General features: G+C 61.6%; 22 protein-coding genes. 20 read left to right on the top strand and 2 right to left on the bottom strand.

The genetic code is table 11. From position 1 onward, the window contains the following. Nucleotides 1–150 precede the first annotated feature (150 nt). Entirely contained in the window at nt 151–2,760 is a 2,610-nt protein-coding gene (locus tag AAFN47_RS23785; protein ID WP_499811763.1) for an autotransporter outer membrane beta-barrel domain-containing protein, read from the top strand. 133 nt (nt 2,761–2,893) lie between these two features. On the opposite strand, the gene AAFN47_RS23790 is transcribed toward AAFN47_RS23785, so the two are convergent. Then, the gene (locus AAFN47_RS23790; protein WP_499811791.1) at nt 2,894–3,772 is read right to left on the bottom strand and encodes a LysR family transcriptional regulator; all 879 of its coding nucleotides are present in this window, start codon (nt 3,770–3,772) and stop codon (nt 2,894–2,896) included. Between the two features lie 123 nt (nt 3,773–3,895). Here AAFN47_RS23790 and AAFN47_RS23795 point away from each other — a divergent pair, with 123 nt between their 5' ends. The 12 genes from AAFN47_RS23795 (at nt 3,896) to AAFN47_RS23850 (ending at nt 15,331) form a co-directional block, all read left to right on the top strand. Then, nucleotides 3,896–4,357, top strand: a complete 462-nt coding sequence (locus AAFN47_RS23795; protein ID WP_499811764.1) for a nuclear transport factor 2 family protein — start codon at nt 3,896–3,898, stop codon at nt 4,355–4,357. 3 nt (nt 4,358–4,360) lie between these two features. Then, nucleotides 4,361–4,972 carry a pyridoxamine 5'-phosphate oxidase family protein gene (locus tag AAFN47_RS23800; protein WP_499811765.1) on the top strand — a complete coding sequence of 204 codons (612 nt, stop codon included), beginning with the start codon at nt 4,361–4,363 and terminating at the stop codon, nt 4,970–4,972. 122 nt (nt 4,973–5,094) lie between these two features. Then, nucleotides 5,095–5,595 (top strand): YHS domain-containing (seleno)protein, encoded by a 501-nt coding sequence (locus AAFN47_RS23805; RefSeq protein WP_499811766.1) that lies wholly within the window; start codon nt 5,095–5,097, stop codon nt 5,593–5,595. 305 nt (nt 5,596–5,900) lie between these two features. Beyond that, on the top strand, nt 5,901–6,248 hold the full coding sequence (locus tag AAFN47_RS23810; RefSeq protein WP_499811767.1) for a hypothetical protein: 348 nt from the start codon (nt 5,901–5,903) through the stop codon (nt 6,246–6,248). Nucleotides 6,249–6,564: 316 nt separating this feature from the next. Next, nucleotides 6,565–7,614 carry an ABC transporter substrate-binding protein gene (locus AAFN47_RS23815; protein WP_499811768.1) on the top strand — a complete coding sequence of 350 codons (1,050 nt, stop codon included), beginning with the start codon at nt 6,565–6,567 and terminating at the stop codon, nt 7,612–7,614. Between the two features lie 50 nt (nt 7,615–7,664). Then, a complete protein-coding gene (locus AAFN47_RS23820; protein ID WP_499811769.1) occupies nt 7,665–8,660 on the top strand; it encodes an ABC transporter ATP-binding protein in 996 nt (331 codons plus the stop codon). Then, nucleotides 8,657–10,324 carry an ABC transporter permease subunit gene (locus tag AAFN47_RS23825; RefSeq protein ID WP_499811770.1) on the top strand — a complete coding sequence of 556 codons (1,668 nt, stop codon included), beginning with the start codon at nt 8,657–8,659 and terminating at the stop codon, nt 10,322–10,324. Before AAFN47_RS23820 ends, AAFN47_RS23825 begins: the two co-directional genes overlap by 4 nt. Nucleotides 10,325–10,431: 107 nt before the next feature. Continuing rightward, entirely contained in the window at nt 10,432–11,196 is a 765-nt protein-coding gene (locus tag AAFN47_RS23830; RefSeq protein ID WP_499811771.1) for a DeoR/GlpR family DNA-binding transcription regulator, read from the top strand. Between the two features lies 1 nt (nt 11,197). Beyond that, complete coding sequence (locus AAFN47_RS23835) at nt 11,198–12,298, top strand: ABC transporter ATP-binding protein (RefSeq protein ID WP_499811772.1); 1,101 nt, start codon at nt 11,198–11,200, stop codon at nt 12,296–12,298. A gap of 12 nt (nt 12,299–12,310) precedes the next feature. Then, a complete protein-coding gene (locus AAFN47_RS23840; protein WP_499811773.1) occupies nt 12,311–13,573 on the top strand; it encodes an ABC transporter substrate-binding protein in 1,263 nt (420 codons plus the stop codon). Between the two features lie 46 nt (nt 13,574–13,619). Continuing rightward, complete coding sequence (locus AAFN47_RS23845; protein ID WP_499811774.1) at nt 13,620–14,525, top strand: carbohydrate ABC transporter permease; 906 nt, start codon at nt 13,620–13,622, stop codon at nt 14,523–14,525. Beyond that, nucleotides 14,522–15,331, top strand: coding sequence for a carbohydrate ABC transporter permease (locus AAFN47_RS23850; RefSeq protein ID WP_499811775.1), 810 nt, complete (start codon nt 14,522–14,524; stop codon nt 15,329–15,331). Before AAFN47_RS23845 ends, AAFN47_RS23850 begins: the two co-directional genes overlap by 4 nt. Before the next feature lie 17 nt (nt 15,332–15,348). On the opposite strand, the gene AAFN47_RS23855 is transcribed toward AAFN47_RS23850, so the two are convergent. Next, the gene (locus AAFN47_RS23855) at nt 15,349–16,155 is read right to left on the bottom strand and encodes an IclR family transcriptional regulator domain-containing protein (RefSeq protein WP_499811776.1); all 807 of its coding nucleotides are present in this window, start codon (nt 16,153–16,155) and stop codon (nt 15,349–15,351) included. A gap of 228 nt (nt 16,156–16,383) precedes the next feature. Between AAFN47_RS23855 and AAFN47_RS23860 the strand changes: the two genes are divergently transcribed. Genes AAFN47_RS23860 through AAFN47_RS23890 form a run of 7 tightly spaced genes read left to right on the top strand, consistent with a single transcriptional unit; the run spans nt 16,384 to nt 23,989 of the window. Further along, on the top strand, nt 16,384–18,126 hold the full coding sequence (locus AAFN47_RS23860; protein WP_499811777.1) for a GMC family oxidoreductase: 1,743 nt from the start codon (nt 16,384–16,386) through the stop codon (nt 18,124–18,126). Beyond that, nucleotides 18,123–19,601 (top strand): NAD-dependent succinate-semialdehyde dehydrogenase, encoded by a 1,479-nt coding sequence (locus AAFN47_RS23865; protein WP_499811778.1) that lies wholly within the window; start codon nt 18,123–18,125, stop codon nt 19,599–19,601. The genes AAFN47_RS23860 and AAFN47_RS23865 overlap by 4 nt, the downstream gene beginning before the upstream one ends. Nucleotides 19,602–19,641: 40 nt before the next feature. Continuing rightward, complete coding sequence (locus AAFN47_RS23870; RefSeq protein ID WP_499811779.1) at nt 19,642–20,796, top strand: DSD1 family PLP-dependent enzyme; 1,155 nt, start codon at nt 19,642–19,644, stop codon at nt 20,794–20,796. A gap of 24 nt (nt 20,797–20,820) precedes the next feature. Then, on the top strand, nt 20,821–21,330 hold the full coding sequence (locus AAFN47_RS23875) for a TRAP transporter small permease (RefSeq protein WP_499811780.1): 510 nt from the start codon (nt 20,821–20,823) through the stop codon (nt 21,328–21,330). After that, the gene (locus AAFN47_RS23880) at nt 21,327–22,637 is read left to right on the top strand and encodes a TRAP transporter large permease (RefSeq protein ID WP_499811781.1); all 1,311 of its coding nucleotides are present in this window, start codon (nt 21,327–21,329) and stop codon (nt 22,635–22,637) included. The genes AAFN47_RS23875 and AAFN47_RS23880 overlap by 4 nt, the downstream gene beginning before the upstream one ends. Before the next feature lie 28 nt (nt 22,638–22,665). Then, complete coding sequence (locus tag AAFN47_RS23885) at nt 22,666–23,793, top strand: C4-dicarboxylate TRAP transporter substrate-binding protein (RefSeq protein WP_499811782.1); 1,128 nt, start codon at nt 22,666–22,668, stop codon at nt 23,791–23,793. After that, a complete protein-coding gene (locus tag AAFN47_RS23890) occupies nt 23,780–23,989 on the top strand; it encodes a hypothetical protein (protein WP_499811783.1) in 210 nt (69 codons plus the stop codon). The genes AAFN47_RS23885 and AAFN47_RS23890 overlap by 14 nt, the downstream gene beginning before the upstream one ends. The last annotated feature ends 46 nt before the right edge of the window (nt 23,990–24,035 follow it).

Consider the following 24,035-nt stretch of genomic DNA (forward strand, 5'->3'; position numbering starts at 1 on the left):
GCAACACAAGTTAATTATCAGATCCTTAATAAAACTAAAATTCGACTTCCGCGCGTGACTTTCTCCGGTTTTCGCGGTCAGCTTCAGTATTGAGGGCTGCGCGGGTCATACGCTGGATCAGCGGGCGCGCGGGTCAACGGGGGTCTGGCGATGGGAACTGGCAGCAAATCGCTGCGGTTGCGAGCGTTGGCGCTCGCTCTCGTGTTATCGGCTTTCCCCTTCCCGGCAGCCGTGTTGGCAGCCGACTGGGAGGGGAACGAGTCAACCGACTGGGACGACACGGACAACTGGTCCGGCGGTACGGCCCCGACGAACGGCAGTGACATCCATATCGACCATGCCGAGGCGGATCCGCCCTTCTCACCGGTCATTACTTCGGTGACGACCAATACGAATTTGCCCGCTTCGAATATCTGGGTCGGCAACACCGGCGGCAGTGCATCCGTACTGAGCGTTTCCGGCGGCGGCGTGCTTCATATCCAGAGCGGAACCATCGGCGATGGCGCGGGCTCTGACGGCACGGTGATCGTCACCGGGGCGGGATCGACCTGGGAAGTGACGGGCGATCTCTCGATTGCCCATGAAGGAACCGGCACGCTGATTGTCGAGAACGGAGGCATGGTCAGCAGCGGCTCCGGCACGATTGCCGGATATCCCGGTTCCACCGGAATGGCGACTGTGACCGGCGAGAATTCGGTCTGGGAGACCGGAGATCTGTTCGTCGGCTTTTACGGTACTGGCACGCTCGACATCGCCGATGGCGGTTCGGTCAAAGGCACCGACAGCAGGATCGGCGGCATCAACACGCACGGGACGGTCACGGTGACCGGTGAGAACTCGTCCTGGGAGGTCGACGGCGAACTGCTTGTCGGCTGGTACGGCACCGGCTCGCTGACGATCGCGGATGGCGGCCTCGTCGGTGCGACGGGGGTCGTGATCGCTGACAGTTCTCTCGCCACGGGTACGCTGGCGATCGGCGCTGCCGCCGGAGAGACCGCCGTCGCACCCGGCACACTCGATACGCCGAAACTGACCTTCGGCGACGGGCCGGGCACGCTCATCTTCAACCACACGGATATGACCGGCGACTACGCATTCGCCGCCGACATCGTCTCGGGCGGCGGTTCGGCCTCGATCGAACACCATGCCGGCTATACCCGGCTGACCGGCGACGGCAGCGGCTTCGGCGGAACGACGACCGTCGATGGCGGCGCCCTTGCCGTGGAGAATATGCTCGGGGGAGCAGTCGATGTGCTGGATGGCGGTGCGCTCGGCGGTTCCGGTCAGATCAAGGGCATGGTTACCATCGGCAATGGCGGCGTTCTGGCTCCGGGAAGCTCCATCGGCGCCTTGAACGTGGTCGGCGACGTGACCCAGGAAACCGGCTCGACCTTCGTTGTCGAGGTCGATAATCTCGGCAATGGCGATCTCCTGGATGTCACGGGAAGCTACACGATCCAGACAGGGACGACGCTTGCCATCCAGCCGGAAAACGGTACGGACGACGGGAGCACCTATCCGAAACTAACCGAATACACGATCGTCACCGCCTCCGGCGGCGTGACGGGGACTTTCGACACGGTGACGGAGGATTTCCTGTTTCTGGACGCCATCCTGTATTACGACCCGAACGCGATCCTTCTTGCGCTCGAACAGAATTACGATTTCGTCGATGCGGCGGTCACGCCGAACCAGATGCATATCGCCGGGGCGCTCGACGGGCTTCCCTTCGACAACCCGCTCAGGGAAACAATCATCTTCATCAGGGATGACGAGACCGCCATCGACGCCTTCGACCAGCTTTATGGTGAAATCCATGCCTCGCTCAAGGGCGCGCTGATCGAGAACGGCCAGCAGGCGGTCAGAGCCGTCAACGACCGCATCCACGACGCCTTCGATGCATCTGAAGCCGGCACGTCGATTGCCGCCTATGGCGAGACCGTGGATCCAGCCGGCGGTTTCTGGCTGACCGGCTACGGGGACTGGATGACGACCGACGCTACCGGCAACACCCATGAGTTCGACAACGACCTCTATGGCGTGATGGCCGGTATCGACCACCGGTTGGGCGATTATGGCCGTCTCGGCCTTCTCGGAGGCTACAGCCGCACCAATACCTCAATCGAGGCGCTGGCCTCGGAGGCGGACGCCAACAGCTATACGCTCGGCGTCTATGGCGGGGCGGACAACGGCAGGGCAGGCTTGAGCCTCGGCGCGCTCTATACCTGGCACTCGATCGACAGCAGCCGATACGTCACCAATCCGGCGACGGAGATGCTGGAAGCCGACTACGACGCGCGTTCGCTGCAACTCTTCGCCGAAGCCGGCTACAAGGCGCGGATGGAAGGGTTTTCGGTGGAGCCGTTTGCCGGGGTTTCCTACATCGACCTGCAGACGGATGCGTTTTCCGAGACCGGAGGCATCGCGGCGCTATCCTCTCCGTCGCAGGCGACCAGCACCACCTTTGCGACGCTGGGTCTGCGTATGTCGGCCGAAGTCGCAAGGATGGCGACACTTCGCGGTATGGTGGGCTGGCGGCATGCCTTCGGCGACGTTGACCCGGCCTCCACCTCCACCATTGCCGGCAGCGCACCGTTCTCCATCACCGGAGCGCCGATCGCCGAAGATGCGGCTGTCGTTGAAGCGGGGATCGACATCGAGGCTTCAGACAATTTCACCATCGGTGCATCCTATCAGGGCCAGTTTGGCCACGGCGCCATTGCCAACGGCTTCAACGCAAGGCTGGTCGCGGCTTTCTGAGTCAGCCGGCCGGATGCCGGGTACGGAACTGCCCGGTGAAGTTGATCGAGATCGCGGGCAAGTGTCCAGTGCACCGCACGCTGGAGGCTTCATCGCATGTCGCGACGCGGATGAAGGGCGAGGGCGGTTGATCTCAGCGGTTCAGTACGTCGGAGATCCTCGGTGATGCGAAACTGAGGAAGGCGCGCAGTTTCTGAGGCGCCAGGCTACGTGGTGGGTAGATAAAACTGACCGGCCACGGTTCGGGTTCGAACGACGTGAGTATCCTGACCAGGCGTCCATGCTGCACCGCGTCGGCGATCTGATATGAAAGAACCCGCGTTACCCCGAGACTGGCCTCGGCGGCGGCGATGGCTGCTTCCGCCGTATTGACGACCAGTCGTGAGCGGATAGCCACTGCAATCGCTTCGCGGCCCTCGCCGAAACGCCATGACTTCGGCGACATCAGATTGCCGAATGTGATGCAATCGTGATCGTTCAGGTCCCGGGGATGTTCGGGCGTTCCGTTGCGCTCGAAATAGTCTGGGCTTGCGCAGACGACCTGCCGCACAAAGCCCAGCCGACGCGCCATGAGGCTGCTGTCGGGAAGCGAACCTATCCGGACTGCAAGATCGAAATTCTCCTCGTGCAGGCTGACGGGGCGGTCGGTCTGTTCCAGCCGGACGTCCACCTCGGGATGAGCCTTGAGGAAGTTGGCCACGACCGGCAGGACGTGCAGGCGCCCGAACACGATCGGAGCAGTCAGCGCGAGCGTACCCTTTGGCTTGCTGAACTCGCCGGTGGCGATGCGTTCGGCTTCGGCGACGTCCTCGAGGATCCGCCGCGCCGCCTCCAGATAGGCTGCGCCGGTGTCTGTGAGCGTTAGCCCGCGCGCCGAACGCAGCAGCAATTCCGCTCCAAGTTCCGTTTCGAGTTCCGCCACCTTGCGGCTGACGGTGGCGAGCGGCAAGCGAAGGGATCGCGCTCCGGCTGAAATCGAACCGGCGTCCACGACCGCGGAAAGGATCGACATGGCTTGAAGGCGATCAGTCAAGGGCTCTCACTTTCTGGAAGGGTGATTGCCAATATTACTATCTTCCGAACAATTATGGAAGCTTCTATCGTCATGGCGAGCGTTACAAAAAGGAGGCACGCCATGCGCCCGCCACTTCCGCCTTTCACATGCGAGACCGCCCTGGAAAAGGTGCGCCTGGCCGAAGACGCCTGGAACAGCCGAGACCCCGAAAGGATCGCACAGGCCTACAGCCCGACGAGCCGCTGGCGTAACCGGGACGAGTTCATCACCGGGCGGGACGAGATCGTCGCGTTTCTCACACGTAAATGGACGCATGAACAGGATTACCGTCTGATCAAGGAATTATGGGCGTTTGAAAGTGAGCGCATCGGCGTCCGGTTCGCCTATGAATGGCAGGATGCAGAGGGCCGCTGGTTTCGCGCCTATGGCAACGAAAACTGGGCGTTCGACGCCGATGGCCTGATGACCGAGCGCCACGCCAGCATCAACGACCGACCGATCGCCGAAAGCGACCGCCTGTTTCACTGGCCGCAGGGTCGCCGGCCCGACGACTATCCGTCGCTCTCGGAACTGGGGCTTTGAACAATGGACAGGTCACACCCGGAAGACATTGCCTTTTCGGAAGCCGTCCGAAAGGAGCAGTCGGCGCGCGGCTCCCGCGAGTCAATAAAGCGAATGACGGAGAGGCGTCACTGGCCCAATCGGCTGACTCCTGAGATCATCGATTTTATTGCTCAGCGAAACAGCGCGTTTCTCGGCACCGCAAGCCGGGAAGGCCAGCCATATATCCAGCATCGCGGTGGGTCGCCCGGTTTCATGCGCGTGCTTGACGAGCGGACGATCGGCTTCGCCGACCTCGCCGGGAACCGGCAGTACATAACGATCGGGAACCTGTCGGAGAACCCGGCGGCATTCCTGTTCCTGATCGATTACGCCACCCGCAGCCGCGTGAAGTTCTGGGGTGCGGCCCGGGTTGTCGAAGACGATCCGGATCTGGTCGCCCTCCTGCGGCCCGAGACGGGCGGCCGGGCGGAGCGCGCCATCCTTTTCGAGGTGACGACCTGGGACATCAACTGTCCCGCGCACATACCCGTGATCGTGGACGCCGCTGCTGCGGCCGAGGCGATCGCACAGCGCGATGCGCGGATTGCGGAACTCGAAGCCAGATTGGCGCAAATCGCGGCGACGGCGCCCTGAACAAAACACGGCGGCGTCACGTCGCATCAAAGAATCCGCTGAACCAGGCGGTCGCCTCCCGCAAACGCTAAGAGGAGGCTCAACCCTGCGTCGATGAAGACGCGTCATGAAAGGAAAATGCAATGAACACGATCAGAAACATCATCACGGCAGCGGCGTTCGCGACTTTCGTATCGACCGGCGCGCCGGCCTTCGCTGCGGACGAATACAATGTCTCGACGGGCACTACGCTGAGCGGCGCAGGCGTCGCGTTGCGGGGCGACGACGTGGTCGCCCTGGCGACTGGTCTGGAGGTTGCGGCCGGCCATGCAAAATACACTGTCGAGCGCGACGGCGTGGCCTATTACTTCGCTTCCGAAGAGACGATGAACCAGTTCCAGACGAATCCCGAGCGCTACATGCCGCAATATGGCGGTTTCTGCGCCTTCGGCGTCGCCATCGGCAAGAAGCTGGACGCCGCGCCGCGCTACGCCGACATCGTCGACGGCAAGCTCTATGTCTTTCTGAACGCGGTCGCCTTCGCAAAATACAAGGAAGACAAGGCCGGAACGCTGGCCAAGGCGGAGAAGAACTGGCCCGCCATGCATCATCGTGCCGTCGCCGAAGTCAATGGCGGCGTCTGATCCCGACCGGCTGAAGCCAGGTTGCGAAATGCTCGGCGGCGGCTTTGGCCGCCGTTGCGTTTTTATGCACTGACGGCTTTGAATGACATGATGATCGAGATCGCGGAGGAGTGACTTGAGAGAAAGGGTGTGATGCTGTTTATAAGAAACCGAAGCCGCCTGTTTGAATTTTGATGATGTAATTATTGTTTATGTTAAACATTAAAGCCTGTTGTACTTTTTTTATTTCAGAATTTGCTGTTAAGACTAATTATTCTGTCGGTTAATCATGGTTTTACTGACGAAAATGATAGGGATAGGGAAATATGCCTCATATCATCAGAATTATAACAGGCGCCGTTGCTCTTGCGGCATTGGTGGGCTGCAGTGAAACTTCCGGCAGCGGCGGCGGAACCATGCAGGCGTCGCCGTCCGGGCCTCCGTTTGTCACAACAATGGACGCCTCGGTGAGCAACGTGGCGGTCAGCGCCTGCCGTGATGCGCTGGATGCGCAGACGGACGGAGCCGTGCAGGTGGTCGGATCCGAGTTTTCCGAGGCGAACAGCGCCGTCTACATGCGGGTCGGCGCCAATGGCGCGCCCTGGCGCTGCCTGGTGGCGAATGACGGACGGGGCGCGTCGCTCATGTTCCTGGGCGACGAAGGCGCACTCTGATAGCGCCGGGTCGAAGCGCCGCACTTGGCCGGCGCTTTGGACATCCCGCAACAGTCCAGATCGCGGCTCTGAGCGACAACGCCGCATTTCCTGAGTTTTTTAAGCGGCGATCCGTGGACGACGGATTGGCGCGCTCCTTTCTGAGCTGAAAATGCAAAGCTGCGTAGACCTTGCGATGGAACCGGATTCGTTGATGGCGCAAGAAGCATCTCTTCTGGTCATCTTGAACCGCTGCCCCAATTCGGATAAGTCGTTTGTGACAGAAATATGACAAAACAGTAACAACGGGAACCAGCCTCGAACGGGAGAACTTTCCATGGCCAAAAGCAGAATCTCAAACACAGTACGCACAAGCATCGGTCGGTTGGCGGCCGGCGTGTTTATCGGCGCGACGCTTGTCGCCGCAGTTCCGGGAATATCCCAGGCTGGCAACATTACTGTCTATACTTCCTATGAAGAAGACGAACTGGCGGCGTTTCTCGAGGCAATGAAGGCGGACCTGCCGGACGTCGATGTGGACGTGCTGCGTCTGTCGACGGGCGACCTCAGGGCCCGCATGCTGGCCGAGGCCGGCAATCCGAAACACGACGTCATCTGGGGGTGGGCGGCGACGTCAATGGTCGACCCGCGCATCGTCGAAATGATCGAGCCCTATTCGCCGGCCGATATCGACAAGGTGCCGGCGCGCTTCCGCGACAAGGACGGCAACTGGTTCGCCACCACCGGGTATATGGGCGCATTCTGCGTCAACAACGAAGAGATGGCGAAGGACGGCCTGACGACGCCCACTTCGTGGCAGGATCTCACCAAGCCCGAATATGAGGGCAAGCTGGTGATGCCGAACCCGGCGAGCTCCGGCACCGGCTATCTGCACATCGCCTCAATCCTCCAGATGATGGGCGAGGAAGAGGGCTGGGCCTATCTCGACGCGCTCGACAAGAATATGGACCAGTACATCAAGTCTGGCTCCAAGCCCTGCAACGCGGCGAGCGCCGGCGAGAACACCATCGGCATCTCGTTCGCGCTGCGCGCCATCAAGAACATCGACGAAGGCTATCCGATCACGATGGTGATCCCGAGCGAGGGCGCCGGGCACGAACTGGAAGCCAACGCGCTGATGAAAACATCGCAGAACAAGGAAGACGCCAAGAAATTCCTCGACTGGACCGTCTCCAAGGGCGCCGAGGCCGAGTACAACAAGTGGAAGTCGATCGTGACGATGCAGGGTCGCGACATGCCAGAGAAGTTTACCGACGCCGGGCTTCCCGACGACATCTCCACCGTGCTGTTTGAAGTCGACTACGGTTGGGCCGCAGAAAATCGCGACCGCATTATCGCCGAATGGCAGAAGCGGTACGAAAACTGAGTAGACGCGCGGGGAGGCAAAGCTTCCCCGCTTTTCCTTTGAGGCCTTGCATGTTTCTGAGTTTACGTGGCGTCACCAAACGCTTCGTCTCTCTGGTGGCGGTGGATCACGTCGATCTCGATCTCACCGAGGGTGAATTTGTCTGCTTTCTCGGCCCGTCAGGGTGCGGCAAGACGACCCTTTTGCGCCTGATCGCCGGCCTGGAGATGCTGGACGAAGGCGAAGTGCTGCTCGAAGGAACCGACCTTGCAGGCCTGCCGGCGCGCAAGCGCAATTTCGGCGTCGTTTTCCAGTCCTATTCGCTGTTTCCCAACATGACGGTGGCGAAGAACGTTGCCTACGGTCTGGAATGCAGAAAATGGCAGGAGGCGAAAATCGAGGCTCGTGTGGCCGAGATGCTTGATCTCGTGCATCTGAGCAACGACGCCGGCAAATATCCGCACGAGCTGTCCGGCGGTATGCAGCAACGGGTCGCGCTGGCGCGCGCTTTGGCGCCTGAACCCGCCGTGCTGCTTCTCGACGAACCCTTGTCGGCGCTCGACGCCAAGGTGCGTGAATCGCTGCGCGGCGAAATTAGCGAACTGCAGAAACGTCTTGGCATTACCACGATCATGGTCACCCACGACCAGGACGAGGCGATGGAGATGGCCGACCGGATCGTGGCGCTCAATCACGGTCGCATCGAGCAGGTCGGCAGCGCGGAAGAGCTCTACTGGGATCCGGCGACGCGCTTTGTCGGCGAATTCATCGGCCGCATCAACATGTTGAGCTCGCCCGATCTTTGCGCCGGACTTGATACGACAGCCGGGGAAACGGTGCTTGCGATCAGGCCCGAGCATGTGATCGTCACCGACGGCGGTGCGCATAGCGGAACCGTGCGCAACGTTGCTTTCCTGGGCAACACCATGCGGCTCGGCGTCGAGGCGGGCGGGCAAGATCTCGAAATCGAGGTGCATGGCCGGCGCAGACGCATGCAGGTTGGCGACACGGTGACCTTCGATCTGCCCGACGACCGTGTCAGGCGGCTCGCCGCATCGTCGCCATGACGGTTTCCCGGACGTCCCGCCTGCTGGAATCGGACCGTGTGTTCGGCGTCGCCACGGTGATGGCGACCATTCTGCTGCTCGTCACATTTGTGCTGATCCCGCTCTGGGCGATCCTGAAGAACTCCTTTGTCACACCGGACGGCAGCATCGGCTTCGGCAATTTTATCCATTACTTCGCCGATGCGCGTTTCGTGACGATCGTCGGCAACACGTTCGAAGTCGGGATCAGCGTGACGCTGGCCGCACTGGCGCTCGCTTACGGGTTCGCCTATGCGGTCCAGCGCACCACGATGCCCTTCAGGAACGTGCTGAGGATCGTCGCGCTGCTTCCTATTTTCTCGCCTTCTCTGGTGCAGGCGTTGGGCCTGCAGTTCCTTCTCGGCCGCAACGGGTTCGTCAATCGCACCTTCGGCACCGAGATCGACATATACGGATTCTGGGGCATCTTCATTTCTGACCTGGTATACGCCTTTCCGCACGCCTTCCTGATCCTGTCGACGGCGCTTGCGGTTGCCGATGCGCGGCTTTACGAATCGGCGGACAGCCTGGGCGCAGGCGCGTGGAGGATATTCAGAACAGTGACGCTGCCGGCGACGCGGTACGGCCTCGCGTCGGCCGCTTTCGTCGTTTTCACAATCGTGATCACAGATTTCGGCAACGCGGTCGTCATCGGCGGCAACTACTCGGTTCTGGCGGTCGAGATATACAATCAGGTGTCGGGGCAGGCGAACTTCTCCATGGGCGCCGTCATCGGCGTGTTGCTGCTGCTGCCGGCCGCACTCGCCGTGATAGGGGAAAAATGGATCGCGCGACGGCAGTTCGCCTCGCTCACCTCGCAGTCGATCCCCCTGGTGGTGCAGCCGAACCGCGCGCGCGACGCCGCCTGGTTCGTCTATTCGGTGATCGTGGCGCTGGCGATCCTGTCGCTGGTCGCGATCGTCATCTATGCCAGCTTCGTCAGGCTTTGGCCGTACAATCTCAGCTTCTCGCTGCGCCATTACCAGTTCGACGTGCAGAACGGCATCCAGCCGCTGTGGACGAGCATCTATGTGGCGCTTCTGACAGCCTTTTTGTCGGTCTTCTTCGTTACGGGGGCCGCCTACGTCAACCACGCCTTTCCGATGCGGGCGAGCCGCGTATTGTACTTCATGGCGATCCTTCCCGCAGCGGTGCCGGGCATGGTGCTGGGGCTTGGTTACATCCTCGCCTTCAATACCCCGGGTCAGCCCGTCTACTGGATCTACGACACGATCCTCATCATCGCGCTGTGCAACGTCTATCACTACCACGCACAGGGATTCCTGCTGGCGACGACGAACATCAAGCAGATCAGTTCGACCTTCGACGAGGCGTCCGCGACGCTGGGCGCGACGAAGCTTCGAACGGTGTGGCGGGTGACGCTGCCGATGATCTGGCCGACGGTGCTGGCGGTCGGCGTGTTCTTCTTCATGCGCGCCATGGTGACGCTGTCGGCGGTGATCTTCCTGATAACGCCGTCGACGCAGCTCGCCGCCGTCTCGGTGCTCTATCTCGACGACCGCGGCGCGCTGAACCAGGCCGCGGCCTTCGCCGTGTGCATCATGGCGACAGTCGTCGCGTTCCTCATCATCACCCAGCTCGCTTTACGACTGGCGGGCATTCGCGGCGTCAGCCTGGTGCGGTGATCGCCAGCGGTCGTCGATGCTCTGACGCTTCCTCCACATGACAGCGCCGTTTCTGTCAACCGGCTGTCACGAAGGTTTGCTCATATGAGCAAAACAGTGGAGGACGCATGGACAGGCGGTCGGCAATTCTCGCGGCGGCGCAGCGGCACGGTCGGGTTACGGTGGACGGGCTGGCCGGCGAGCTTGGCGTGTCCGCCCACACGATTCGCCGCGACCTGAACGCGCTCTGCGAGGAAGCCAAACTGCGGCGCCTGCACGGCGGGGCCGAGTTCATGGACGGCACAGCGAACATGCCTTACGGCGCTCGCTCCGTGCTGAACTACGACGCCAAGCGCGCCATCGCCGAGGCGGTCGCCGACATGGTTTTCGACGGAGCGACGGTGTTCATATCGATCGGCAGCACGCCGGCCATTATCGCGCGCACCCTGTCGCGCAAGGAAGCGCTCACCGTCGTCACCAACAATCTGAACGCCGCCATGGCGCTCTCCGAGAACACGACGAACCGGATATTTCTGCCGGGCGGCGAAATGCGGCTTCCTGACGGTGACTTCCTCAACGAGGCGTCGATGGAGCTGTTTGGGTCGCATGAGGCCGATTTCGGCGTTTATGGCGTGGGCGGCGTCGACAAGGCAGGCGGTCTGTTCGATTTCCATTCGACCGAAGTGAGCGTCCGCGAGCAGATAAGGGCGAACAGCCGTAAATCGGTTCTTGTCGCGGACAAGAGCAAGTTCGGTCGCCGCGCCGCCGCAGCCGGAGGAACACTCGGCGACGCCGACAGCGTCGTTATTGATGCGCGCCCCGACGAACCCTACGCGGCGCTGCTGGACCCGATCGCCGATCGGCTGGTTGTAGCCGCGATGGCGGAGGCCTGACATGCAGGGCGCTCCCTATGTCGCGCTGCGCAACGTGACCCGCCAATGGGACGGTCGCGGCGGCGTTGCCGATGTTTCGCTTGAGGTGGGCGAAGGCGAATTCGTATCGATTCTCGGCCCTTCCGGGTGTGGCAAGTCGACCTTGCTGCGCATTATCGCCGGGCTGGAGACGCCGCAGAGCGGGACGGTGCATATGTCCGGCCGCGACGAGGCCCACGTGCAGGCCTCGAAGCGCGGATTGTCAATGGTCTTCCAGTCCTATGCGCTGTTCCCGCACCTGACCGTTCGCGAGAACGTACTGTTTGGCATGCGGGTGCGCCGGACGCCGGCGCGCGAGCGGGAGGCCAAACTGGCCGAGGCGACCGCGATGCTCGGACTGGAGGGGCTGGAGCGGCGCAAACCCTCGCAGCTATCCGGCGGCCAGCGACAACGCGTGGCGCTGGCCCGCGCGGTGGTCTCCGGACATCCGCTGTGCCTGATGGACGAACCGCTGTCGAACCTGGACGCGAAGCTGCGTCACTCCGTGCGCCGGGATATCAAGGCTCTGCAACGCCGGCTTGGACTGACGGTGATTTACGTCACGCATGACCAGACCGAAGCGATGTCGCTTTCGAACACGATCGTGCTGATGCGCGAGGGAAGGGTGGAGCAGATCGGTTCGCCGCAGGCACTCTACTCAGAACCGGAAACCATATTCGCAGCGGAGTTCGTGGGCGAGCCGCCCATGGCCATGGTCGACGGCGCGGCGCTGGGCGCGCCTGATACGTGGATCGGCGTACGGCCCGAACACCTGTCCGTTGCAGCAGCAGGACAGGCTGACCTGACCGGGCTTGTCCGCGAGGTCGAATATCTGGGAGCGGAGACGCATGTCGTTGTCGATCACGACGCGGCCCGCGGCCTGATCGTCTCCGCCTCAGGGTATTCCGACTGGCGCCCGGGTCAGAGCATCGGATTGACGCTACCAGGAAAATTCCGGGTCCTTTTTGACGCCCACACCGGGCGAAACAAAAAGGACCCGCAGCAGAATTGCGGGGCGAGCCATCGCCAAACGGAGCCCCGTGATAGCCACACGGCACATCATCCACAATCTGTGACCGACTGAAAGGAAGAGACCATGCTTCGCTACACCACTGCCGCGGCAATGCTCGCCGCGAGCACTGCAATTGTCAATCCGGCCCAGGCAGAGACCGAACTTACCATGTACTACCCGATCGCCGTCGGCGGGCCGCTGACCGCGGTTGTTGACGGGATCGTCGCCGAGTTCGAAGAGCAGAACCCGGACATCTCCGTGGAAGCAATCTACGCCGGCAATTACGACGATACCCGCATCAAGGCGCTCGCGGCGCTGAAATCCGGGGATCCGGCGCAGCTGGCCGTCATGTTCTCCATCGACTCCTATGACCTGATCGAGCAGGACCTGATCGCGCCATTCGACGACGTGGTTGCAAGCGATGAGGAAAAGGCCTGGTTGGACGGCTTCTATCCGGCGCTGATGGCTAATGGAACCGTCGAGGGACAGACCTGGGGCGTTCCGTTCCAGCGCTCGACCATCGTCGCCTACTACAACAAGGACATGTTCCGAGAGGCCGGCCTCGACCCGGAAAATCCGCCCAGCAACTGGGACGAACTGGTTGAAGCCGGCAAGGCGTTGACCAATGACGAGCACTATGGCCTGATGATCCCGTCCACCGGTTACCCCTACTGGATGTTCCAGGCGCTGGCGATCCAGAACGGCAAGGAACTGATGTCGGATGATGGTCTGACGACCAATTTCGACGACGAGAAAGTTGTCGAGACGCTGGACTTCTGGAAGTCGCTTTCGACCGAGCACGGCGTCATGCCGCAAGGAACCGTGGAATGGGGCACCCTGCGTCAGGCCTTCCTTGAAGGCAAGACGGCGATGATGTGGCATTCGACCGGCAATCTGACGGCGGTCAAGGACAACGCCGAATTCGATTTTGGCGTCGCCATGCTGCCAGGCAACGAACGCCTTGGCTCGCCGACCGGCGGCGGCAATTTCTACATCTTCAAGGACGCTTCTGAAGAGGAACGCAAGGCGGCTCTGGAATTGATCAAATTCATGACGTCTCCCGAACAGGCCGCCAAATGGTCGATCGCGACAGGCTATATGGGCGTTTCTCCGGCGGCTTACGAAACGGAAGCGCTGAAGGCCTATACGGCGGAGTTCCCGCCGGCGCTCGTTGCGCGAGACCAGCTCGAACACGCCGTTGCGGAATTCTCGACCTTCGAGACAGCTCGCGTGCGTGAAGGCCTCAACAACGCGATCCAGGCGACGTTGACCGGCGAAAAAACCGCTGCTGAAGCGCTCGGCGAGGCGCAGCAGTCGGCCGACCGCCTGCTGTCCAACTATCGCTGATCGAACGAGGACGCGCCGGCAAGCCCGGCGCGTCCGACCAATCACCATGACCGCCAACGCTGCCGATTTTTATCACTCCGAACGCCGCCGCCGAGCGATCCACGGCTGGCTTCTGCTGACGCCCACGCTGGTGATGCTGACGGCGTTCGCCTTCTATCCCTCTATCGCCACCGTCTGGACGAGCCTGTTCAGCCGCGGGAAACGCCGCAACCCGTCGGAATTCGTCGGACTGGAGAACTATGCGCGGCTGTTCGAGGATCCGACGTTTCGCGAGGTGGCGCTCAACAATATTCTCTACGCCGCGGTGACGATCCCTGTATCGATCGCAATCGCGCTTGTCATGGCGCTCTGGGCGAATTCGAAGATTCCGGCGCGCAGTTTCGTGCGTTCCGCCTATTTTACGCCGACGGTATTGCCGATGATCGCGGCGGCGAACCTCTGGCTGTTTTTCTACACGCCCGGTTTCGGCGTGCTCGACCAGATACTGTCTTTGTTCGGAGCGCCATCGGTGAACTGGCTCGGCCAACCGGAAACGGCCCTGTGGGCGGTCTGCGCCGTGACCATCTGGAAGGAATCCGGTTTCTTCATGATCTTCTACCTCGCCGCGCTCCAGACCATTCCCGAAGACCTTCGCGAGGCGGCCGAAATCGAGGGCGCGAGCCGCTGGACATACACGCGCCGCGTGGTGCTGCCGCTCCTGATGCCGACCACGCTCTTCGTGCTGGTCAACGCGCTGATAAATTCGGTCAAGCTGATCGACCATCTCTTCATACTGACGAAAGGAGGGCCTTCGAACAGCACCAAGCTGATCCTCTACTACATCTGGGAGAGCGCCTTCGCTTTCTTCGACGCGCCCGCCGCAGCGGCGATGACCGTCGTCGTGCTGATCGTGCTCGGCGTTGTCGCGGCGCTGCAGTTTCGGCTGCTCGACAGAAGGATTCACTATCAATGAGCTGGATAGCAAGACATGCCGAGGCGGCGTTGGCGCTGGTCGTGGCGATTGTCTGGATCTCGCCGCTGGTGTTCGCCGTGTGGGCGGCGTTCCACGCACCGACCGATGCGATCAACTTCAACCTTGCCGCGCCCTGGACGCTGGACAATCTCCGGACCGCCTGGGACGGCGCGCCGTGGCTGCGCTATTTCCTAAATACTTTCCTGCTGGTCACCAGCGTGCTGGCCGGGCAGTTTTTTCTCTGTACCCTAGCGGGTTTCGCCTTTGCGCAAATCGAGATACCCGGCAAGGACGTGCTCTTCGTGCTCGTGCTCTTGCAGCTTTTTATCCTGCCGGAGGTGTTGATCGTCGAGAACTACGCGGTCGCCGCACAACTGGGCCTGCTGGACAGCATTCTCGGCATTGGCGCGCCTTACATGGCGTCAGCCTTCGGCATTTTTCTGATGCGCCAGACCTTCAAATCCGTCCCGAAAGAACTGGACGAGGCGGCCCGGGTGGAGGGCTGCAGCACGCTGGGCGTGCTTTGGCGTGTCTACGTGCCGGCCGCCCGGTCGACCTATCTCGCCTATGCGCTGGTCTCGATCGCCACCCACTGGAACAATTTCCTGTGGCCGCTGATCGTGACGAACTCGGACACGACGCGGCCTTTGACGGTGGGTCTGTCGATCTTCGCAGCGCCGGAGAACGGCGTGGACATATCAGTGATTTCCGCTGCGACGATCATGGTGATCGCGCCGCTGTTGATCCTGTTCCTGGTCTTCCAGCGACAGTTCGTTCAGGCCTTCCTACGGGCGGGGATCAAGTAGGGCGGCGCGGCGCCCAGTCATACCGCCTTGGTTTTCGTCGTCATTACCGACGTCGGGTAGCTTCTTGAGATGCTGTTGGCCGCTGCTCTGAGACGTGGCAGGAATTGCTCGACCAGTTCGTCGAGTTCGATATCCATGTTGTGGCAGCTGATACTGATCGAGGCGAAGCAATGGTTGTCGCGGCTGAAAACGGGCACCGCGACGCTCTTGATCGTCAGGTCGAGGCCGCCGTCATTAGTCGCATAGCCTTTTTTCGTCGCTTCCGTGACGATGTCGTGAAGCTGCTTTCGGTCGGTGATCGTCCTTGGCGTCAATTGCGTGAGCGCGCTGCGTTCCAGAATGTCCTCCATCTCCTCGACGGGCATCTGCGCCATCATTGCGCGGCCGGTCGCAGTCAGCGGCGCGGGAAACTGAAGCCCAACGGTCATGGACGTGCGGACGAAGCCCTTCGCCGGCACGCCGCACACGAAAATGACGTCCGTGTCGTCGAGCACGGAGGCTGACGACGAGACATGCAGCGAACCCTCGATGACCTGCTCCATGTGCGGCATCATCAGGTCTGTGACCGCAACGGAAGACAGGAAAGCATGGCTGAGCGTGAGGATTCGCGGCTGTAGAACGAAGAGGTTGCCGTCGGACTTCAGGTAACCCATTCCCGTCAGCGTATGCAGGAGCCGGCGGGCGGTCGCGCGCGAAAGTCCCGTGCGCCTTGCGGCTTCGGACAGCGTCAAACCGTTCGGTCCGCCATCGAACGCCTCGAGAATATGAAGGCCGCGCTCCAGAGAGCGCACCCATTCCTTCTGGTCCTGCTTTGGTTCCGCCATTCTGATGCCTCCATCCAACAAACTACGCCTGTCGTTCATCGTCGCGCAGCGTCGCCAATCGCCCCGACAGGATTCGGGAGCGACGTCCAGTTACACGAAAAATCGATCGTAATCACCCGGCCGGCGTTTTTGCGACTGCAATGTTGACAACTCCATGAGAAGAATCATAGTGTTCATTGTACGAACATTTGTTCGCATAGTGAACACATATTTTGGAGCGCTGTCCGGATGCCGGATCGCAACACGACCCCTCCCGCCGCCCCTGCGGCAAAAGGCGATCATTTCGACTACATCGTCGTCGGCGCGGGATCCGCCGGTTGCGTTCTGGCGAACCGGCTGTCGGAAGATCACACGAAGAGGGTTTTGCTGCTCGAAGCCGGTCCGGACACGAAGCCCGGCGAAGTGCCGGCTGACATTCTCGACAGCTATCCGCACCACGCCTATTACAACGCCGCCTACCACTGGCCGGGATTGAAGGTGGCGAACGGCGTGCTCGGCGAAGCTGCCGAAACCAAGGCCTATGAACAGGGCCGCATCATGGGCGGTAGTTCCAGCATAAACGGCATGATGGCCATCCGGGCGCTCCCTTCGGATTTCGACGACTGGAAATCCCTTGGCGCGCTTGGCTGGGCATGGGACGACGTCGCTCCGTATTTCAGGAAGCTGGAGCGCGATCTGGACATGACCGGGGCCGGCCATGGATCGGAAGGCAGGCTTCCGGTGCGCCGCATTCCGCGCACCGAATGGCCGGGTTTTTCTGAAGCCGCCTGCCGCGCCATCGAAGATGCCGGATTTGCCTACAGGAAAGATCACAATGACGGTTCGGAGAACGGCGTCTACCCTATGCCGATCAACAACCGCGGCGATGAGCGCGTGTCGGTCGCCGCGGCTTATCTGGATTCCGGGGTCCGAAGCCGACCCAACCTGTCCATCAAGTGCAATGCGCACGCCGAGCGGATAGAAATCGACGGCGGTCGGGCGACGGGCGTCGTCGCGCGGCTTGACCACGTCTCCGTCACGCATACGGCGGAGGAGGTCTTCCTTTGCTGCGGCGCCTTGCACACACCGACGCTTTTGATGCGATCCGGCGTCGGAGAGGCAAGCATGCTGTCCAACGCGGGACTGGAGGCCCGCTTGAACCGGCCGGGCGTCGGCGCCAATCTGCAGGACCATCCGACCGTTGGTATAGCCTCGTACATCGTCCCTTCGGCGCGATTGTCAGCCCAAATGCGCAGGCACCTGTTGCTGGGAGCGCGCTACAGTTCCGGATTGTACGGATGCTCGGAAGGGGACATGTACCTGCTTTGCGCCAATCAGGTCGCATGGCACAGCATTGGCAAGCAATACGCCGCGCTGATCGCCTGGGTGAACAAATCCTATTCGCGCGGCTCCGCCAGGCTCGACAGCCGGAACCCGCACGGGGAACCGATCGTCGACCTGAATCTCCTCGACGACCAGCGCGACATGGCCAGGCTGGTGGGCGCCGTGAAGTTCATCGCCGAACTGTATCGCCACGAAGCGTTGCGCGCGGTGGCTCCGGCGCCGTTCGCGGCGAGTTACACGGATCGCGAACGCCGGCTCGGAAAATCCACGCCGATGAACAGGCTGCTCGCCGGCGTCGGCGCGGCGTTGATCGATTCTAACGCCTTTTCCAGACGGTTCGTCACGGACCATATCATCGCGCCCCAAGGCGATCTCTCTGCGCTGATTTCAAACGAAAACCGGCTTGTCGACTGGATTCGCGGCAACGTCACCCACGGATGGCACGCCTGCGGAACCTGCAGAATGGGCGCGCGCGAAGACCCCGGCGCGGTGCTGGACAGCGATTGCCGCGTCATCGGCGTCGATGCGCTGCGGGTCGTGGACGCCTCGGCGATGCCGTCCATCGTCAGCGCCAACACAAATCTGACAACCATCATGATGGCGGAAAAGATCAGCGATCACGTCAAGAACAAAAGGCTATCTTCATGAACCGAATCGAACCCTCAACGCCCAATCAGCAGCTCTACGCCGCGTGCGGCTTTTATCTGGACGGAAAATGGGAGTTTCCGGATGATGCGCGGCCTCTCGACGTGGTCGACCCCGCCAGCGAAGATGTGATCGGACGCATTCCGCTTGCCCGCGAGGCGGATCTTGAAAAGGCCGTGCAGGCAGCGTCACGCGCATTCGAAACATGGCGCCGGAGTCACGCCTGGGACAGGGCCGCGCTTCTGAAGACAACCGCTCGGCTTCTGCGTGAGAACGCGTCGGCCCACGCGGCGATTTTCAGCCTCGAACAGGGCAAGCCGATCGCGGAAGCGGTGCGTGAAATCGGCATGGCCGCCGATCACTTCGACTGGGCAGCCGAAGAGGCGATCCGCCTGACGGGCCAGATCGTGCCGGCGCGCCCGGCTGGAACGATCACTACCGTGGAACATCTTCCCGTCGGCGTGGTCGCGACCTTCACGCCGTGGAATTTTCCGGCGCTCCAGATCGCCGCCAAGGTCGCCTACGCCCTGGCCGCCGGATGCACGGTGGTTCTCAAGCCCTCCGAGGAGGCGCCCGGCATCGCAATGCTGATTGTCCAGGCGCTGCACGACGCGGGACTGCCGCCAGGCGCGCTCAACATGGTGTTCGGCGAGCCGTCTGAAGTCTCCCGGCACTGGCTTGCCGCGCCGCAGGTAAAGGCCATGTCCTTTACCGGCTCGACGCGGGTCGGCAAACTGCTGGCGCCGATGGCGGCCGCGTCGCTGAAACGCATGACGCTGGAGCTCGGCGGACACGCGCCCGTCATCGTCTATCCCGATTTCTCGCCGAAAGTGGCTGCTTCCCTGGCGGGGGCGGTCAAATTTCGTAACGCCGGTCAGGCGTGCGTCTCGCCGAGCCGCTTTTTCGTGCACGAGCGCATCGCGGATGAATTCACCGGAGAGCTCGTCGCATTTGCAAAATCCCTGAAACTCGGTCCTGGAACCGACAGCGAAACGACGATGGGTCCGCTCGTCAACCGGTCGCGGCTCGATGCGGCGGAAGATCTGGTCAAGGACGCTCTCGACCAGGGCGCGATCCTGCATTGCGGCGGCGGCAGGCCCGGCGACCGGAACACCGGCTTCTTTTTCGAGCCCACGGTTCTCTCCAATGTCGCGCCTTCCAGTCGGATCATGAAGGAGGAGCCTTTCGCGCCGATCGCGCCCGTCGTGGCGTTCGGCGACACAGACGATGTCGTCGCCATGGCCAATGACGTCGAATACGGGCTCGGCGGTTACATCCTGTGCAACGACCAGGCCTTGGCCGAACAGGCCGCCGATGGACTCGACACCGGCATGGTCGGCGTCAACAATCTGGCGCTGGCCGGCGCCGACACGCCCTTCGGCGGCGTCAAGGCCAGCGGGATCGGCCGCGAAGGCGGGCCGGGCGCTCTCGAGGAATTTCTGCAGAAGAAAATGACGAAACGGGCTATTGCGCGCTAGCGTCCGGGCCTTGCAATTAACATGAGAAGGAACCGAATTTATGGGGAATACCGCTGAGGATCTCGGCCCGAACCAGCGATTGATTGGCATTGAGGGATCGCGCGCGCAACTCGCGACGCCGTCTCTCGTCATCGATCTCGACGTGATGGAGAAGAATATGCGGACGATGGCCGACATCTTCTCGAAGCGGCCGCAGAACCTCCGGCCGCATGCGAAAACGCATAAATGCGCAACCATCGCCAAAAAGCAGATAGAGCTTGGAGCGCTCGGCGTATGCTGCGCCAAGCCGGGAGAGGCGATCAGGCTCGCCGAAGCGGGCGTGTCGAGCGTGTTGCTGACTTCGCCTGTCGTCGACGCCTACAAGGTTCGCAGGCTGGTCGGATTGCATGCCGAATTGAAGGAACTCATTTTCGCGGTCGACAGCAGGCTAGCCGTGGACCTGATTTCCGCCGCGGCGACTGAAGCCGGCGTCGACATTCCGGTAATCGTCGACATCGGCATCGGCAACAATCGAACCGGCGCGCGCGACACGGCGGCGGCAGTCGATCTTGGCAAATACATTACGTCGAAGGCAGGCGTCACGCTTTCCGGGATACAGTGCTATGCGGGCTACGTTCAGCATATCGAAGACCCGGAGAAGCGCGCATTCGAGGCCAAACGCTCTCTCAAGGGGATCGGCGACACGAAGGCCGCAATGTTCGAGGCTTTCGGAGAACTCCCGATTTCATCCGGCAGCGGTACGGGTTCCTACGATATCGACCTGGAGGCGGACGTCTTCAACGAATACCAGGTCGGCTCATACATCTTCATGGACGTGGAATACAACGCGGTGACAAGACCAGACCAAACGGCAGGGCCGTTCGCGACCTCACTGTTCGTCCAGACGACGGTGATCAGCGCCAACGTCGAGGGCAAGGCGACCACCGACGCAGGCTACAAATCCTTCGCGATGGACGGCCCGAGCCCGAAGGTCTTCTCCGGCGCCTCCCGCGAAACCGAGTACAAGTTTCTAGGAGACGAGCATGGTTGGGTGCATCTGCCTGCAGGGGGGAAAGACCTGATGGCGGGCGATGTCCTGACATGCGTCACGCCGCACTGCGACCCAACAGTCAATCTTTATGATTTCTATCACATCGTGCGCGGCGACACGCTGGTCGACATCTGGCCGATAGAAGCGCGTGGCTGCAGCTGGTGAACGCGATGAAAGGCGCGTAGGTCATTGGAAAAGGCTTTCCGGAAAATCTGTCAGGCGCTGATGCTGTTCGGCGGCGCAGGCGTTGTCCTCATGATGACGAACGTCACCCTCGACGTCCTCCTGAAGGTTATCTGGAACACGCCTATTCAGGGGACGATCGAGATCTCGTCCTACTACTACATGGTCGCCATCGTGATGCTGCCGATGGCGCTGGTCGAACTGGATGACGAGCAGGTCGTCGTCGACCTCGCCTTCAATCATTTCCCCGCCTGGCTGCAGCGCATCTGCCTGACGCTGGTCTGCGCCGCCGCCATGGCGATACTTCTCGTCATGACCTGGCGGACGGGCCAGGACGCGATCCGGGCGTTCCGCGTCGGCGAGGTTGTGATGGGCAATCGCGAAATCATCGTGTGGCCGGCGAGATGCATGCTGCCGCTGGGCTTTGGCCTGGCGGCGATCGCATCGGGCCTACGCATGGTGATGGCGGCGCTCGGCATGCCGGTGACCCGATCCAGCCACGAGTACACGGCATGAGCAATCTGGCGATAGGATTGACCGGCATCGGCGTGCTGTTTGCTCTCCTGGCGATCCGCATGTCAATCGGCGTGGCGCTGATGGCCGTTTCATTCGTCGGCATATGGATCATGCTGAACCTGACGGCGGCGTTCGGGATCGTCAGCGCGCTTCCCTTCAACCTGATCGGCGACTGGTCGCTGACCGCAATTCCGATGTTCCTGTTCATGGGCTTCGTCGCCGCCAATACCGGTATGACGGCGGGGGCGTTCGAATTGCTGCGGCTTGTGCTCGCAAGAGTGCCGGGCGGTCTGGCTTCGGCCGCGGTGGGCGCCTGCGGGATGTTCGCGGCTGCTTCGGGTTCGAGCATCGCGACAACCGCCGCGATGTCGCGCATCGCCGTGCCGGAAATGCTGAAGGCGGGATATCACCCCACCCTGGCGACCGGCGTGGTCGCAGCTTCCGGAACGCTGGGGTCGCTCATTCCGCCGTCCATCCTGATGGTTCTTTACGGAATTTTTACCGAACAGTCGATCGGACAGCTGTTCATCGCCGGCTTCATTCCGGGCGTCCTTTCCGCCGCCATTTACATGATGATGATCACCGTGCGCTGCAGCCGCAATCCGGACCTGGCGCCGAGGCGGGAAATTGTCGAGGATCACTCGAACCTCGCCGAACTGATCCTGTCCGTATGGCCTTTTCCGGTGCTTGTCATCGGCGTATTGGGCGGCATCTTCGGCGGCTATTTCACGCCCACAGAGGCCGGCTCCGTGGGCGCGGCCCTGGCGCTGCTGATCGCATTCATTCGCCGGCAGGCGACGCTGGACGCACTGTGGCAGGCCATTCGACAGACCGTTGTGGCGACGTCCTCTATCTTCTTCCTGACGATCGGCGCGGTCATGTTCACCCGGTTCATGGGATTGTCCGGCGTGCCGCAATTCATGTCGGACGGGATGCTGGCGATATCCGAAAACAAGATCGTCGTTATCGTCATGATTGCCGCGCTTTACGTCGTGCTGGGCATGTTCATCGACTCCATCGGCCTGATGCTGCTGACGCTGCCGGTCATCCTTCCGGTTCTCGAAGCCACTGATGTGAACCTCATCTGGTTCGGGATCATCACGGTCAAACTGCTGGAGATTGGACTCGTCACTCCGCCGGTAGGCTTGAATCTCTACGTCCTGCATAGCGCGCTTTCCGGGCGCGTTCGCCTCGGCGACATCATCGCCGGCGCAACCTGGTTCATCGCTATGGACCTGGTGACCCTCGCTCTTCTGATCGCCTTTCCGGCAATCAGTCTCTACCTGCCGTCGTTGATGGCGGGCTAACCCACCCACAATGAAAGGGGAACATGTAATGCACATAAAAAGGTTATTGGCAGGAGCCACTGCACTGACGATCGCCTCGGTCGCGTATCCATCCCTGGCCGACGAGTACAACGCGAACCACTTTTTCGCCGAACGCCACTCGCTGGTGCGCGGACCCTATGTCGAATTCGCCGAAAAAGTGAAGGAAGCAACCAATGGAGAGATTGATTTTCGCGTCTTTTCAGGCGGCTCGCTGATACCCGCCAACGCCTCGTTGCAGGGCGTCAGGGACGGCGTCGCCCAGGTCACCTATCACGCCGGCACATACACGCCTGCGGAACTGCCGGTCGAAAACCTGATCGGCAACATGGCCTTCTACAATACGGACCCGTTCGTCATGGCGATGGCGTCCACGGAATTCAGCATGACGAACCCGGTCGCCCTCGACGAATGGAAGAAGAACGGCATGGTGTTCGGCGGCGGTTACTCGACCTCGGAGTACTACATGATCTGCAACAAGCCCGTCGAAACGCTCGCCGACGTGCAGGGAAAGCGGATGCGCATGGCCGGCGGAGCATGGTCGCGTTTTGCGGAGCACGTGGGCGCAGTGCCCGTCTCCATCCCGTCGAGTGAGATGTACACCGGCCTGGACACCGGTTCGCTGGACTGCGCCGTGACGCCGGGCGATTCCATCGACAGCTTCAGCCTGAGCGACGTGATCAACTCGATGAACACCCTGGCGATCGGCAACTACTACGCGGGCTTCCTGTGGGGATACAACAAGTCGTTCTGGCAAGAGCTGACGCCCGAGCTACGCTCCATCCTGTTCGATCAGATGGCCTATTTCCTGGCGAAGGGCCGCGTCGAGTTCAGCGCCGACGTGGACAAGGCCATCGAAAACGCCAAAGCGGAAGGAATGGCTGTCTATGAACCCGATGACGCGCTGAAGGCTGCGCTGGATGAGTTCGTCGCCTCCGACGAAGCCGCCCTGATCGCCGCCGCCGAAGAGCGAGGCGTGGAAAATCCGCAGGAAATCCTGGCTGAATTCAAGGCCGTGGTGGACCGCTGGGACGCGCTACTGGAAGGCGTGGACCGCACAGACGTGGACGCGCTTGCGGCGCTGGCCCGCACGGAGATCTACGACAAGCTCGATCCGGCCACCTATGGCGTCGACTAGGAAATTCCCGCGCAAGCGACTGGAAACCGGTTGGAAAAACAACCGGTTTCACATTTCCCGTTATTCTGACGACGGCTCCGCCGGCGAAAAGCGGGCGGAAAAAGTCGGACGCGGCATCGGCGGTAAAATCGCCGGCGCCGTGGTCGGCGCTTTCGCAAAGGGCCGCTCAGCCAGATATCTCGGATACTGGTATTGACGGTTTAGGGCTGCGGGGGATGGCGGCTCCCAGTCAACGACGCCAC

It is taken from the genome of Hoeflea sp. CAU 1731 (genome assembly GCF_039888615.1).
GTDB lineage: Bacteria > Pseudomonadota > Alphaproteobacteria > Rhizobiales > Rhizobiaceae > Flavimaribacter.